Origin of the sequence: Acidovorax radicis (genome assembly GCF_020510705.1) — a bacterium.
GTDB classification, from domain to species: Bacteria; Pseudomonadota; Gammaproteobacteria; order Burkholderiales; family Burkholderiaceae_C; genus Acidovorax; species Acidovorax radicis_A.
The window spans coordinates 135906-151098 of record NZ_CP075184.1 but is presented as its reverse complement, the minus strand read 5'-3'; the positions used below and the strand labels follow the sequence as shown (position 1 = coordinate 151098).

The following is a 15193-nucleotide window of genomic DNA, read 5'->3' as shown; positions in this document are numbered from 1 at the left end:
GCACGGGCGTAAAGCCCCACCGCGGCCCCGAACACGCGGCGACCCGCACCTGCGGGGGGCGCGTGTCAACGGTGGCGGTCTGGTGCGGCATGTCGGTGCAAGCGGGTGTGGGTGTGAGTGTGGATGGGTGTGTACGAAAACGCGTGAAAGTGCGGAAACGCGAAAACGTGGGGGCGTGAACACCGAAAGGCGGAATGCGTTCCGGGCAGCGCGGCAATGGTAGCCCGCTAGCGATATCGCACTGTTGCAGTGCGATATCGCGGCGCAAACCCCAAGAGCCACCCAGCGCGCATCAGCAGCTCTGCGCCCCGCATGGCTGGTCAGCGGGCTCGGGCGGCCCAGCGATTCAATCCAGGGTGATGCCTGTCGACTTCACCACACCGGCCCAGCGCTGGAGCTCCTTGCCGATGTAGGTCCGGTATTCCGCAGGCGTGGAGCCCAATGGCTCAGCGCCCTGCACGGCCAGCTTGGCGCGCACCTCCTCGCTCTGCAATGCCTTGTTGATCTCGGCGTTCAGGCGCTGCACCACCTCCGGCGGGGTTTTGGCCGGCACCATCACCCCCTGCCAGGCACCTGCCTCAAAGCCAGGCATCACGGTTTCCGCCAGCGTGGGCACGTTGGGGAAAAGGGACATGCGCTTGGCGGTGGTGACCGCCAGCAGCTTCAGGCGCTTGTCCTTCACGAACGGCATCACCGAGTTGATGGTGTCCGTCATGAACTGGATCTGCCCCGCCACCAGGTCAACGTCTGCCGGGGCGCTGCCCCGGTACGACACGTGCGCAGCGTCGATGCCCAGGCTCTTGGTGAACTGGAACGCCGCCAGATGGGTCACGTTGCCGTTGCCCGCCGAGCCATAGGAGAGCTTGTCAGGGTTGGCCTTGGCGTACGCCACAAACTCGCGCACGGTGTTGGCAGGAACGCTTGGGTGCACCACCAGGGCCAGCGGCACCACGGCGGTCAGGGCCACGGGCGCCAGGTCCTTTTGCACGTCGTAGCTCAGGTTCTTGTAGAGCGCAGGGCTCAAGGTGATCGACGAGGTGTTGTAGAGCAGCGTATAGCCGTCACCCGCCGCTTTGCTGACCTGGGTGCCGCCAATGTTGCCGTTGGCACCGGGTTTGTTGTCCACCACCACGGACTGCCCCATTTGCTCGCTCAGCTTCTGCGCCAGCACGCGCGCCACCTGGTCGGTGGGCCCGCCTGGTGGGAACGGCACCACCAGGGTGATCGGCTTGGAGGGGTAGGTCTGCGCCTGTGCCAAGCCCATGGGGGCAATCGCAGCCACTCCAGCCGCGCAACTGAGCACGGTCAGGCACAGACGCCGCATTTTGTGTATTGGTGCGGATGTTTTATGGTCGTTTTGCTTCATGGTGCTTGTCTCCTGAGTGGTTGTATGTAATTGGGGAATCGATTCACGTGCGCCCGGCCAGCAGCCGGGTGGCGGTGTAGGTCATCACCATCACCCCCTGGTGATTGAAGACGTCGATGCGCGAGGTCACGACAGCGCGGCCGCTTTTGGATGTGGGGCGAATCTCCGTCACCTCCACCACCGCCTCGATGGTGTCGCCCACCAGCACGGGCGCGAGGATCTTCTGGTGCAGCTCCAGCATGGCGAGGCCCGTGCCCTGGATCAGGGTCTGCAGGATGAAGCCCTCGATGAGCGCGTAGGTCAGCGCCCCCGGCACCGGCCGCCCGGCCATGGCGCCGCCTTCGTAGCCGTCTTCGATGAAGATCGCCTCCAGCATGCCGGTCACGCCGATGAAGCTGACCAGGTCCGTCTCGGTGACGGTGCGCCGGAAGGTGCGAAAGCGTTGCCCCACGCTCAGGTCCTGCCACACAAAACCTTGTCCGAGGCGCGGCAATTGGCGGTCCACGCCGGCAGTGGCGGCATGGCGGTGGGGGGGTGCAGGTGTGTTCTGGCTCGTCATGGAAAGTGTCCTTGTCAAGAAGCGGGGGCAATGGCTGCGCGGGTGCCCCGCAAGGCCTCGATCTGCGCATCGCTGAGCCCGGCCTGGGCCAGCAGCTCCTGGGTGTGTTCCCCCAGACGGGGCGGCATGGTGATGGCGGGGCGCTGCCCGTCAAAACGCACCGGAACGCCCGGAAACCGCAGCTCCCCCAGGGCCGGGTCGGCAATGGTTTCAAAAAATTCAGTGGCCACCAGGTGCGGGTCCTGCGGCAGGTCCTGCAGCCGGGCCACGGGCGCTGCAGGGATCTCCAGCCGCTCGCACACCGCGATCCAGTGGGCCGTGGTGTGGCGCTCGGTAAAGCCCGAGGCAAGCTCCAGCAGCTCGGCGATGTGCCACGTGCGGCTGGCGATATCCACAAAACGCGCATCGCGCGCCAGCTGTGGGGCGCCCACTTCGGTGAAGAAGCGCTGCCAGTGTTGATTGGTGTACGGCATCATGGCCACCGCCCCATCGGCCGTGCGGTAGGGCCGCCGCCAGGGGGCCAACACGCGCGGATAGCCGGGCTCTGACAGTGGCGGCTCGAAGTGTTGGCCGTAGTAGTGCTCGACCAGGTTGAAGCCCACCATCGACTCGAACATGGGGATTTCCACAAAGGCGCCTTCGCTCGTGCGCTCGCGCTGCCACAGCGCTGCCAGGATGGCATGCGCGGCCACATGGGCGCAGGTCTTGTCGGCGGCAATGGTGGGCAGGTAGCGCATCTCGCCGCCCTGCCGTTCCATCAGATCGGCCAGCCCTGACATGCCCTGGATCACGTCGTCATAGGCCGGTTTGCCGGCATAGGGGCCCGGCAAAAAGCCCACCAAGCTGGCGTACACCAGGCGCGGAAAGCGCTGGCGCAGCGCTTCGGGCGCAAGGCCCAGGGCCGCCAGCTTTTGCGGCCGCATGCTGTGCATCAGCACATCGGCCGTGGCGATCAGGGCGCGCAGCGCCTCTTGGGCGCCGGCCTGCTTGAGGTCCAGCGCCACGCTTTTCTTGCTGCGGTTGGAGCCGAGGAACATGGCCGCCATGCCCGCCTCTTTGGAGGGGCCGGTATGGCGGGTCGAGTCGCCCTCGGGCGGCTCGATCTTGATCACCTCGGCCCCGTAGTCGGCCAGTATCTGGCTGGCCAGGGGGCCAAAAATCACACTGGACAAATCCAGTATGCGCAGGCCTTGCAGCGGCTTCATCGTGGGATCTCCGGGAACGCTTGGGTGGGGCGGGTCGAGGCCGGTGCAGCCTTTGTTTACTGGAACTTCGGCGTGCGTTTTTCAATGAAGGCGGTCACCGCTTCACGGTGGTCGGCCGTCTTGTGGGCGATGGCCTGGTAGCCCGCCGAAATCTCCAGCAGCGAGGCCAGCGAGGCGCTTTGCCCTTCACGCAGCAGGCGCTTGGTCATGCGCATCACGGCGCCAGGGTTGGCGGCGATCTTGGCGGCCAGAGCGCGGGCGGTGGGCAGCAGCTGGTCAGCAGCCACCACGCGCGACACCAGGCCGCAGGCCAGCGCCTCTTGCGCGCTGATGGCCTCGCCTGTGAATGCCATCTCGGACGCCTTGGCCATGCCCACGGCGCGCGGCAGCAGCCAGGCGCCACCGTCGCCGGGCACGATGCCCACGCGCACAAAACTCTCGGCAAAGGTGGCCGTCTCGCTGGCGATGCGGATGTCGCACATGCAGGTCAGGTCCAGCCCCGCGCCGATGGCCGGGCCGTTGATGGCGCAGATCACGGGCACGTCAAGCTGGACCAGCGCATTGGGGATCTGCTGGATGCCCTGGCGGTACTCCTCGCGGATCAGATCGGGCGTGAGCGCGTCGTCGAAGAAGCGCTTCATGTCCTTGACGTTGCCGCCCGAGCTGAAGATGGGGCCGGCGCCCGTGAGGATCAGCACCTTCACGCTGGCGTCCTTGCGCACGTCCTCGCACAGCTGCACGAACTCCTGCACGGCCGTGTTGCCCGTGAGCGCATTGCGCGTTTCGGGCTGGTTCATGGTGGCGGTGAGAATGCCGCCGTCGCGTTCGATGGTCAGAAAGGCCATGGGATGTCTCCAATATCAAAAAAATGAGCTAGCAGCGCTTGATAAACAAGAATTTCCAATGGATTTCATGTTGAAACCCATACAGATAAAGCGCTAGCCGCTATGGTTTTTAAAGCACTGCGTCTACGTCGGTGATGCGCCGCACGGTGTCCAGCGTCATGCCCGGGTGCTGCAGCAGGGCCTCGCCCGCCACGCCATACCAGTAGGCTTCGCTGCCTGCGGTCTGGCGCCAGGCATGCAGGCGGCGCGTGAACAGCTGCAGGTCGTACTCCTCGGTGAAACCGATCGCACCGTGGATGGCGTGCGCCAACTCGGCCACCACCAGCGCCGCCTCGCTGCAGCGCGCCTTGGCCGTGGCCACGCGCAGGCGCTCGGGCACCACACCCGCACCGCTGCAGCCCAGTTGCGCGGCCATGCGCGCGGCAAACACGTGCTCGCTCATCACCGCCAGCTGGTGCTGGATGGCCTGGAACTTGCCGATGGGGCGGCCAAACTGCTGGCGTTCATTGGCGTACTGCAAGCTGCGCTGAAACACGCTGCTGAGCGCCCCCGCCATGGGTGGCGCCACCACGGCGGCCTGCAGGGTGCGCACGTCCAGCGCGCCATCCACCGCGACGGCGGGTGCGGCCTGCACCTGCGCGGCCGTCCAGGCCAGCGCGGCATCAAGCGCCAGGGCCTGCGGGGTGGCCTGTGCGTCCCCGGTGCCCAACAAGCGCCATGCGGTGCCCGCCTGCACCAGCACCGCGGCGGCCACCTGGCCACTGCGCACCAGCGCACAGCGCAGGCCGCCATCGGCCAGGCGCTCGCCGCGTGCCAGCGCGATACAGCCTGCCGGACGCGCCACGCCGGCCTGCGCCAGCAGTGCGCGTGCCACCATGGTTTCGCCCAGGGGCAAGGGCAGCGCATGTGCGCCACACTGCTCCAGCACGCCGAACACCTGGCCCAGCCCCAGGCCGGCGCCACCGTCGGCTTCGCTCAGCAGCGCATCGGCCAGGCCGGTGGCTTCGAGCTGCGCCCACAAGGCGGCGGTGGCCCCGGCGGTGCGGCCACCCGCTTCAATGGCGCGCACCACGTGGGGGGTGCACTGGTCCGCCAGCACGTCGCGGGCGGCATCGGCAAACATGTCGTTGTGGTTCGTGGTCATGGGTGTCTCCGATTCAACGCAAGCCGAGGCCGCGGGCGATCATTCCGCGCAGGATGTCGCGCGTGCCACCGCGCAGCGAGAACGAGGGCGAGGCCTCCGTCACGTACTTGAGCGTCAGCAGCAGCTCGACCGGCACGTCTTCGGCATCGCGCGCAAACAGGTCTTCCGCAATGGCGGCGGGGATCATCTGCTCCAGCGTGGTGCCCAGCTCCTTGACCAGTGCGGCCTCGACGATGGGGCTGGCGCCCTGGGTGAGATTTTCCTGCACCGACACCGACATGGCGCGCAGCGGCGCGAGCTGGGTAAGCACCTTGCCAGCCAGTTGCCGGGCCGATTCGGTGCGGCCCTGGGGCGTGCGCACGTAGTCGAGCCACTGGTCGAACAGCACGATGCTGGAGTACAGGCGTTCGGGCCCGCTGCGCTCGAAGGCCAGTTCGGCGGTTACCTGCGCCCAGCCCTGGCCTTCGGCGCCGATGAGGGCGTCCGCACCCAGCTGCACGTTATCGAAGAACACCTCGCAGAAATGGCTGTCGCCCGAGAGGTCTTCTATCGGGCGCACGGTGACACCGGGCAGCGACAGGTCGACGATGACCTGCGACAGGCCCTTGTGGCGGTCTTCGGTGGTGCCCGAGGTACGCACCAGCGCAATCATGTACTGGCAGTGGTGGGCGTTGGTGGTCCAGATTTTCTGGCCGTTGAGTACAAAACCCTGGTCGTTGGCGACGGCGCGCGTCTTCACGCTGGCCAGGTCCGAGCCCGCGTTGGGCTCGCTCATACCGATGCAGAAAAAGGCCTCGCCACGGCACACGCGCGGAATGTAGAACTGCTTTTGGGCCTCGGTGCCGAATTTCAAGATCAGCGGCGCGCTCTGGCGGTCGGCGATCCAGTGCGAGCCCACGGGCGCGCCGAAGTTGAGGAACTCTTCGACCAGCACATAGCGTGCGAAGGCGCTGCGCCCGCCGCCGCCGCCGTATTCCTGCGGCAGCGTGATGCCAATCCAGCCCTTGGCGGCCAGCTGGCGGCTGAATGCGGTGCTGTAGCCGCTCCAGGAACGCGCGCGGATATGCGCGGGCATGTCGCGGGTGGCCTCGGCCAGAAAGGCGCGCACTTCGGCGCGCAAGGCTTCGTCCTGCGCAGGGATGCGCGTGAGCGTGAGCGTGAGTGAATCCAGGGTACTCATCCCAATACTCCGTTGTCTCTGTAGGTTTGCAGCGCCTGGGCCGTGAGGCCTAGGTGGCGGGCGAGCACCTCGTTGGTGTGCTGGCCCAGCTGCGGGGGGGTGTGGCGGTAGGTGACCGGCGTGTCCGACAGGCGAATCGGGCTGGCGACCAGGGGCACCGCGCCCGCTTTCGGGTGATGCATGGTCATCTGCAGGCCACGGGCCTTGACCTGCGGGTCTTCGAACACGTCGCGCACGGTGTTGATGGGGCCGCAGGGCACGGCATGCTGCTCGAGCAGCGCAATCCAGTCGCGTGCGCTGCGCGTGGCGGTCACGGCGCGGATGCGCTCCACCAGCTCGGTGCGGTTTGCCAGCCGCGCCGCGTTGCGCGTGAAGCGTTCGTCCTGCGCCCAGCCCGGCTCGCCGATGGCTTGGCAGAAGCGCGCGAACTGGCCGTCGTTGCCAATGGCGAGGATCATGTGGCCGTCGGCGGTCGGAAAGTCCTGGTAGGGCACGGTGTTGGGGTGCGCGTTGCCCATGCGCTGCGGCACCCTGTCGCCATACAGGTAATTCATGCCCTGGTTGGCCAGGCAGGCCACGCCTACGTCGAGCAGCGCCAGATCAATGTGCTGGCCCCGGCCCGTGTGCTCGCGCGCCTGCAGGGCGGCCAGAATGGCCGTGCTGGCATACAGGCCGGTGAGGATGTCGGTGAGGGCCACCCCCACCTTCATGGGGCCGCCGCCAGGCTCGCCATCGGGGCGGCCGGTGATGCTCATGAGCCCGCCCATGCCCTGGATCAGAAAGTCATACCCGGCGCGGTGCGCATAGGGTCCGTCCTGGCCGAAGCCGGTGACCGAGCAATACACCAGGCGCGGGTTGAGCGCGCGCAGGCTCGCGTAATCCAAGCCGTACTGCGTGAGGCCGCCGGTCTTGAAGTTCTCAATGAGCACGTCACACCGCGCCGCGAGCTGGCGCACGATCTGCTGGCCCTCAGGCCGCGTGAAATCCACCGTCACCGACTGCTTGTTGCGGTTGGTGCACATGTAATAGGCCGACTCGCCCGTGGGCTGGCCTGCCGGGTCCGTCACATACGGCGGGCCCCAGGCGCGGGTGTCGTCGCCGGTGCCGGGGCGCTCGACCTTGATCACTTCGGCCCCCAGGTCCCCCAGCGTTTGCGCGGCCCACGGACCTGCGAGCACACGCGAAAGATCGAGCACCTTCACGTGCTGGAGCGCGCCTGGCGGCTTGGCGGCCCCGTCGCTCATTGCTGCGGCACCTTGGCTTGCTGCACGATGCGCGTCCACAGCGCGATCTCGTTCTTCTGGAATGCGTGCATCTGCGCAGGGCCACCCGTCATGGGCGTGGCGCCAATGCGCTCATAGAAGGCGCGGGTTTCGTCCGTTTTGGAGATCGCCGTGAACAACTCCGCCAGCTTGGCCGTCTCGGCCACCGGTGTCTTGGCGCTCACCATCGCGCCCACCCAGGTGTAAGCCTCGAACCCGGGCAGACCGGCCTCGCTGGCGGTGGGCACGTCGGGCGACGAGGCCACGCGCTTGTCGGCCGCCACGGCGAGCACCTTCACGCGGCCCCCCTTGGCCAGCTCCTGCACGGCGGTCACCTCGGCAAAGGCATAGTCCACCGTGCCAGAAGCCACGGCCGTCATGGTCTCGCCAGCGCCCTTGAACGGCACATGCACGGTCTGCACCTGGGCGGCATCGTTGAGCAACTCGCCCATGAGCTGGTAGCCCGCCGAACCGGCGCCGAAATTGATCTTGCCGGGGTTGGCCTTGGCGTAGGCCAACAAGCCTTTGAGGTCTTGATACGGCGCCTGCGGGGTGACAGTGAGCATGGCGGGCGAGCGCATCATCATCGTCAGCGGTGCGAAATCCTTGACCGGGTCATAGGGCAGCTCCTTGAACAGCGCGGCGTTCACGGCCAGCGTGGAATTGCTGCCGATGAACACGGTGTAGCCATCGGCTGGCGCCGCGAGCACCTGCTTGACGGCGATGAAGCCGTTGGCGCCGGGTTTGTTCTCGACCACCACGGCCTGGCCCGTGAGGTCCTGCAACTTGCGCGCAAAGTACCGCGCCGAGGTGTCGGTGCCGCTGCCAGGCCCGAAGGGGACGACGAACTTGATGGTCTTGGATGGGAAGGTCTGGGCCTGGGTCTGGGCCAGGGCAGAGGGCGCGAGTGTGGCGCCCACGGTGATCAGGGCGGCGCTACCGAAGGCGCCCAGAATGGTTCTGCGCTTTTGCATGGGGTTTGTCTCCGTGAATCGTTGGCAGGTTTGTTGGCCCTTCGGAGGGCTCTGGCTTGCACTCTAGTCACCAGGACTAGTGCCGTCTAATATTAAGAATTGAAAAGCCAATACCATTTGGATATCACATGAACCTGCGCCAACTGCGCCAATTCGTCACGCTCGCGGAAACGGGCAACTTCCACCGCGCGGCCGAGCTGCTGCACATGGCGCAGCCGCCGCTGTCGGTGTCCATCCGCAAACTCGAAGAAGAACTCGGAGACACGCTGTTCACGCGCCGCTCCACGGGCGTGTTCCTCACACCCGTGGGCGAGGCCATGCTGGCCGATGCGCGGCTCGCCCTGTTCCACGCCGAGCAATGCCGCCAGGCCGTGATGGATGCGCGCCAGGGCCAGGGCGGGCTGCTGCGCATGGGCATCATCGGCTCGGCGACATATGCACTGCTGCCCGAGCTGATCCCCTCGCTGCGCGAGCGTTTTCCCAAAATTGAGCTCGACCTGACCGAGGCCACCTCGTCCGAGATCCTGGATGGCCTGGTCTCGCGCCGCTTTGACGTGGGTTTTGTGCGCTACCCGGTGTTGCACCCGGCACCGTTCGAGCTGCTGCCCATGGACCGCGACGACTTCGTGCTCGCCGTCTCGGAACACAGCCCGCTTGCGGCGCACGAGGCCATCGCGTTGTCCGACGCGGCACACGAGCCTTTCATCATGTACCCGCAAGACAAGGTGCCCAGCCTTTCGGCCCTGGCACTGATGCGCTGCCAGCTCTCAGGCTTTACGCCGCATGTGGCCCAAGAGGCCATGCAGGTGCAGACCATCATGAGCCTGGTGGCCTCGGGCCTGGGTGTGGGCCTGGTGGCGGGCGTGGCGCGGCAGGTGGTGCCGCGCGGCGTGAAATGCCTGACACTGACCGACAACCCGCCGGGCTTTCATGTGGGCATTGCGCTGGCCCGGCTGCAGGGCAATGCCAGCAGGCTGGTGGAACGTTTCACCGAACACGCCCTGCGTTTTTCCACGGCGCCTGGCCTGGCGCCGCCAGCCGATGCGCCTGCGGCCGGCTGAACGACCGAGCCACGCGCAACAACAGCCCCCTCCCCGCCGTTCAGTCTTTCACCCTTCATGCGCGCGGTGGTGACGCCACCTGCACCTGGTCCCGTCCCTGGCGTTTGGCCGCATACAGGGCGTCATCGGCCCGGGCTAACAGAGCGTCTAGCGTGTCGGCGGGCTGCAGCGCGCTCACGCCAAAGCTTGCGGTGATGCCCACTTCCTCGGCGCCGCTTTCGGCCGGCAAAGGTACGCGCAGCGACCGCAGGCTGATCCGAAGCCGCTCCAGCAGCGCCACGGCGCTGTGCATGCCGGTATCGGGCATCAGCAGGGCAAACTCTTCGCCCCCCACGCGCCCCACCATGTCGTGCTGGCGCATCGCTTCCACACAAACCCGGGCCACGGCGCGCAGCACCTCGTCACCCACCGCATGGCCATATTGGTCGTTGACGCGTTTGAAATGATCAATGTCGAACATGGCCAGCGCCAGCGGCCGCCCATGGCGCCGGGCGCGCGCAAGCTCGGCCTCGGTGCGGTCCATGAAATGGCGCCGGTTGGCGATGCCGGTGAGCACATCGGTAGTGGCCGCCTTGCGCAGCGCGTCCTCCATGGTCTTGCGCTCGGTGATGTCCACCACGGTGGTGAGCGTGCAGGGCTCGCCGTCGTATTCGATGGGCACCATGGAGATCAGCACCCACAGCGTACGCCCGCCGGCCACCACCAGGCTGGTTTCGTGGTCGCGCACCACACCGTCGCGCAAGAACTGCTCGCGCAGCCGCTCGCGTTCGGTCGGGTCTGCATAGATGACGTTGGGGTGTGTGCCCAGCAAGGTCTGCGCGCCCATGCCCGATTCAAGCGCCGCGCGGTCGTTGACGTACACAAAGGTGTTGCTGGACAGGCGCGTCACCGTCATGGGCACGGGCGCATTGCGCAGGATGGACAACAAACGCGACTCGCTCGCGGCCAGCGCGCTCGTGCGCTCGGCCACGCGCTGCTCCAGCGTGTCGGCCAGACCACGCAACTCGGCATACAGGCGCGCGTTGTCGATGGCATTGACCACGCTGCCCAGCAGCAGCTCCAGAAACCGGATGCGCTCGCGCGAGAACGCCCCAGCCATGGCATTGTTGTCAAGGTACAGCGCACCGACCACCTGCCCCATGCGCGCAAACGGCATACACAGCACCGAGCGCGTGGTCCGCGCGCTGAAGTACGCGGCACGCAGCCATGCATCGCTGGCGCACACGTCGTCGATCACCACCGCTTCGCCCTTGTTCAGCACCGTGCGCAGCACCTCAAGCGGCAGGCGGTTGGCGGCGGCCTCAAGCGCCAGGGGCGGACTGTGCAGCTGCGCTCCGTCGGCATGCAGCAGCCACTCCCCCTGCGGGCCACGCAACACGATGGCGGCGCGGCCTGCACCGGCGTTTTGCCGCAGCACTTCCAGCATGCGTGCCAGCAACGCATCCAACGCGATCTCGGCCGTCACGGCCTGCACCGTGGCCATCAGGGTGGCCATGTCGAGCGCCTGCGCGCCCGCCGTGGCAGGCGCACCGTGGTGCGCCGTTGGAACCACAGGCCCCAAGGCCGAGGGCTTGGGCGGCTGCGCCAGCATGCCCAGCCCACCTGCCAAGGCGCTGCCACCCCAACGCAGAAAAAGGGCCCGGGCCTCGGCCACTGCGTTCGAAGCGGCGGGCGTGTCACCGCGCTGGTACCAGGCCCGCGCCTGGTGCCAGTGCACCAAGCCTTGCAGGAACAGGTTGCCCGTGGCCAAGGCTGCGGCGTGGGCCGCCCCGAACGCCGCATCGGCCACACCGGCATCCGTCGCCCGGCGGGCGTGCAGCAGATGGGCCAGCGGTTGCACGTCCGCACAGGTGCGGGCCCAGCGGTCCAACCGCTCGCTGCCCTGCTCGCCATGCCGCTGCGCCTGGTCGATCGGCAGGCGACCCGCGTCGGCCTCGTCCAGGGCCGCCACCGCGGTAAAGAACACACAAAAAGGCACCATCACCATGCCCCGGCCGGCAGCGAACAAGGGTTGCGCCTTCAGGCCCGACGCCAGCGCCTGGGCTGATCGCCCGGCCAGCGCCGCCAACAGGCAGCGCCAGGCATGCAGGAACATCGCGCCGGTCTGGTCCACGCGCGCGTTGTAGGTGCGCTCCAGCGATGCTGCAGAAAAAATCCCCTGTTCGAGGGGCTCTGCGCCCCAATGGTCCTGCCGCAGCGCCCGCACCACCGCGCGCAGGGCGTTCAGGTAATCGAGCGCCACGGGCTGCCGAATGCGCTGCAGCGTGATGGCGTCGCCATCCAGGCGTTCTTGCAGGTCGGCCAGCGGCATGCCGCCGAGCAGGCAGTGGTAACCATGCACATACAAGCCCAGGCCCGCGTGGCGCAGGTTGCCGGTTTCCAGGCCACTGTGGTGCACCGCCAGCAAGCCTGGCAGGCCCTGGTTGATGCCCTCGATCCAGTGGCGCAGGAAGGCGTTGAACGAAAAGCCGGCATGCGCGTACACCGCGCGCCAGTGGTAGCGTTCGATCAGTCCCATGGTCATGCGGCCCAGCCGGTATCCAAAGGCATAGTCGCCCAGGAACTCGGCCACCATCAACCCTGCCACCGAATAAGCCGAGAGCGCCACAGGCGCATGGCCGCGGGCCACCATCAGGCGCACCTGCACCAGCGTCAGAAGCGGCAGCAGCGCCGGGCGGGCGATGTAGGCAGCGGCCGTCATCTTGGCCATGACGGCCATCTGCTGAAGACACGGAGCGTCGGTCATGGGTGGACGCTCGGCCAGCACCTCCAGGCCCAGGGCTTCGATCTCTTCGCGCAGGCCGGCGATAAGCCGGCCCACATCGTCGGGGGTCGCGGCCTGGGGCAGCTCGGTGCCCAACAGCCGCAGCACCGACAGGCCCAGCTCCAGCGTCTTGTGAAGCTGGCCCGATGTATAGAACGACTCAATGCGCACGTCCAGCAGCCGCGCCTGCGCCACCGGGCCCAGCCCTGTGGCATGGTGCAAAGCGGCGTCGATCAGCGCCTCGGTGGTGGCGCCATCGCCACGCAATGCCGCCATGCGTGCAGCATGCACCCGCAGGGCCAATGCGGCGGGCGCGTCGGTCTGCCACTGGGCCTCGCCCCGCAGCTCCACGGCCTGTAACGCGTACCCGGCAGCCAGATCGAATGACGCGGCCTCCGCGGCCCGGTGGCTCGCCTGCTCGTTAAGGCATGCCAGCTGCGCGCGTTCTGCGGCATTGTCGATCCAGGCGCGTCCCGCATTGAGATGGTTGACGATGGGAAAGTCCACCACGGCGCCATCGGGCACGGCATCACGCAGCATCCGACCGATGTCCAGATGCAGCAAGGGGCGTTCGTCCGCAGGCGCAAGGGCATAGGCCGCTTCCTGAACACGGTCATGCGCAAAGACAAATTCCGCCTGGATGGACCGGCCTTCGTTCTCATCGAGCACCGCCATCCATTGATGGCGCGCATCGCGTGGAAGCACCAGTCCAGCCACCATCGCCGGGCGCAGGGCCTGCAGCAACTGGGCCGGTGTCTGACGGCACGCCATGGCCAGCGCACGCAACTCGAAGCGGCTGCCCATGCAGGCGGCCCGCACCAGCGCATGGCGCGTGGCCTGGGGCAGGCTGCGCAGTTGCCCCAGCATGAACTCGGCCACGTTCTCGGCCACCTTCTCGCGGTGGATGTGGTCGATGGACCAGCGCCAGCACGGTGCCGCACGGTCCAGCCAGATGTGCTGGCGCGCATGCAGGTCCAGCAAAAAGCGCCCCAGAAAGAACGGGTTGCCTCCGGTTTTGGAGTGACAGGCTGCCGCAAGCGGCTGCACTTCGCTCACGGACTGCTGCAAGGAGTCACTCAACCACTGGGCGACGTCGCGCACCTCCAGAGGGCCCACAGACAGGGCCACACGGCGTTCGCCCACGGCCTGCAGCGCGGCCAGATCACGTGCGATCAGGCTGTCGGGCGGCACTTCGTTGGAGCGATAGGCGACGATGAACAGCAGGTGGTGCAGGCCCTCGTCCAGCACCAGTTCGCGCAGCAGCCGGCGTGAAATGCGGTCAGACCACTGCAGATCGTCGATGAACACCACCACGGGCTCCTGGGCGCTGGCCAACGCGGCAAAGCACATCTGCATGGTGCGCACAAAGCGGTTCTCGCTCTCGGCGGGGCCGGGCGCTGAGTCCACCGGGGCCACGCCGCCCAGCAGCTCCACCAGCGCAGGCAGCACGGCTTGTGCCACGCCCGCGTTGGGCCCCAGCAGGGCCGTCATCCGCTCGCGCCACAGGGACCGCTGCGGCAGCGGCTGCGCCATGACCTGTTCGATGCGCTGCGCGAGCGCCTGCACGAAGGCTGCACAGGGGTCACCCAGCCCCAGGGGGTTGAACTTGCCGCTCACCATCTGCCCCCGATGCGCCAGCAAGCTGCGCTGCACGTCCTGCACCAGCGCCGTCTTGCCAATGCCCGACACGCCGCCAATGGCCACCAGACGCGACGCCCCCCCAGCGGCGGCTTCAAAGGCCTGGTGGAGCTGGCTCGCCTCGTCGCTGCGTCCATAGAGCCGGCCCGACAGGCGAAATTGCTCCGACAGATCACCCTGGGCGAGCACCACCTGCTGCTGCAGCGCTGGGTCGCGCAAACCATCGCGGATGGCGCGCAGGTCCCGACGCAGCACGTGATGGCTCTGGTAACGGTGCTCCGGCTCCTTGGCCAGCAGGCGTGCGATGAGTCGCGCCAGCACAGGGGGCGCCTCGGGGCACAAGGCCAGCACCGGATGCGGCGCGAGCGCCAGGTGGGCATGCACGGCCTGTAGCGGGTCGTTGATGTGGCCGAACGGCGGCTCACCTGTCAACAGTTCCTGCAGCGTGGCGCCCAAGGCATAGAAATCGCAGCGGTAGTCCACGTCGCGTGCCAGGCGACCTGACTGCTCGGGCGCCATGCTGGCGAGCGTGCCCTCAGGATCGGGGCTGCCCAGGGCCAGCGCGCGCTCGAAGACGGTGTCTGCGGCAATGCCGAAGTCGATGAGCCGCACCAGGCCTTGCTCGGGCTCCATGACGATGTTGGCGGGTGCAATGTCTTTGTGCAGGATGCCGTGGATGTGCAGCGCCTCCAGCGCATCCACCACCGCCAGCGCGATCTCGATCACCTGCGCCACGGGCAGCGGGCCAGCGCGGCGCAGGCGCTCGTCCAGGGCCATCGCGCCGTCATCGGGCAATACGATGAACAGAGCGCCTGCATGGCTGTCCAGCGCGATGGCGCTCACGATGCCCGGATGGCTGACACGGCGCGAAAGCTCAAACTCACGCCGCAGCCGCGCCACATCGACGGGCCCCAGAATTTCGCGGCGCAGCAGCTTGATGACCGCCCGCGTGCCATCCGCGTGCACGCAGCGCACCACGTGGGACGTTGGCCCCTGGTGCAGGGTCTCCAGCACCGTCCAGCCAGCAAACTGCAGCCCCGGGAGGGCAAAGGCCAGGTCGGCCGCATGAGCCACGCCGGAGGCCGCGCCTGAAGCGGGGCCGGGAATCGTTTCGAGGTGCATGTGCAGCGGACCTTGGGTGGCAACACCATCATAGTGCTGGATGTGGCGGCCGCCACCCTCCGCTCAGTGCATA

The 15193-nt window shown here is 67.4% G+C and carries 10 protein-coding genes; 1 reads left to right on the top strand and 9 read right to left on the bottom strand.

Annotated elements, in window-relative coordinates:
• Positions 1-346 precede the first annotated feature (346 nt).
• From KI609_RS00650 to KI609_RS00615, 8 genes are all read right to left on the bottom strand, one after another.
• Positions 347-1324, bottom strand: a complete 978-nt coding sequence (locus KI609_RS00650) for a Bug family tripartite tricarboxylate transporter substrate binding protein (RefSeq protein ID WP_226450108.1) — start codon at positions 1322-1324, stop codon at positions 347-349.
• Between the two features lie 85 nt (positions 1325-1409).
• The gene (locus KI609_RS00645) at positions 1410-1925 is read right to left on the bottom strand and encodes a MaoC family dehydratase (protein WP_226445922.1); all 516 of its coding nucleotides are present in this window, start codon (positions 1923-1925) and stop codon (positions 1410-1412) included.
• Positions 1926-1939: 14 nt separating this feature from the next.
• Entirely contained in the window at positions 1940-3130 is a 1191-nt protein-coding gene (locus KI609_RS00640; RefSeq protein WP_226445921.1) for a CaiB/BaiF CoA transferase family protein, read from the bottom strand.
• Positions 3131-3186: 56 nt separating this feature from the next.
• Positions 3187-3975, bottom strand: a complete 789-nt coding sequence (locus KI609_RS00635) for a crotonase/enoyl-CoA hydratase family protein (RefSeq protein ID WP_226445920.1) — start codon at positions 3973-3975, stop codon at positions 3187-3189.
• A gap of 109 nt (positions 3976-4084) precedes the next feature.
• Positions 4085-5119: an acyl-CoA dehydrogenase family protein gene (locus KI609_RS00630; protein WP_226445919.1), complete on the bottom strand. Its 1035-nt coding sequence runs from the start codon at positions 5117-5119 to the stop codon at positions 4085-4087.
• A gap of 13 nt (positions 5120-5132) precedes the next feature.
• Complete coding sequence (locus tag KI609_RS00625; RefSeq protein WP_226445918.1) at positions 5133-6299, bottom strand: acyl-CoA dehydrogenase family protein; 1167 nt, start codon at positions 6297-6299, stop codon at positions 5133-5135.
• Positions 6296-7543: a CaiB/BaiF CoA transferase family protein gene (locus KI609_RS00620; RefSeq protein ID WP_226445917.1), complete on the bottom strand. Its 1248-nt coding sequence runs from the start codon at positions 7541-7543 to the stop codon at positions 6296-6298. Before KI609_RS00620 ends, KI609_RS00625 begins: the two co-directional genes overlap by 4 nt.
• Positions 7540-8535, bottom strand: a complete 996-nt coding sequence (locus tag KI609_RS00615; RefSeq protein ID WP_226445916.1) for a Bug family tripartite tricarboxylate transporter substrate binding protein — start codon at positions 8533-8535, stop codon at positions 7540-7542. The genes KI609_RS00620 and KI609_RS00615 overlap by 4 nt, the downstream gene beginning before the upstream one ends.
• Before the next feature lie 128 nt (positions 8536-8663).
• Between KI609_RS00615 and KI609_RS00610 the strand changes: the two genes are divergently transcribed.
• Positions 8664-9596, top strand: coding sequence for a LysR family transcriptional regulator (locus KI609_RS00610; protein WP_226445915.1), 933 nt, complete (start codon positions 8664-8666; stop codon positions 9594-9596).
• Between the two features lie 55 nt (positions 9597-9651).
• Here KI609_RS00610 and KI609_RS00605 read toward each other — a convergent pair whose 3' ends face one another.
• On the bottom strand, positions 9652-15120 hold the full coding sequence (locus KI609_RS00605; protein WP_226445914.1) for a diguanylate cyclase: 5469 nt from the start codon (positions 15118-15120) through the stop codon (positions 9652-9654).
• Between the last annotated feature and the right edge of the window lie 73 nt (positions 15121-15193).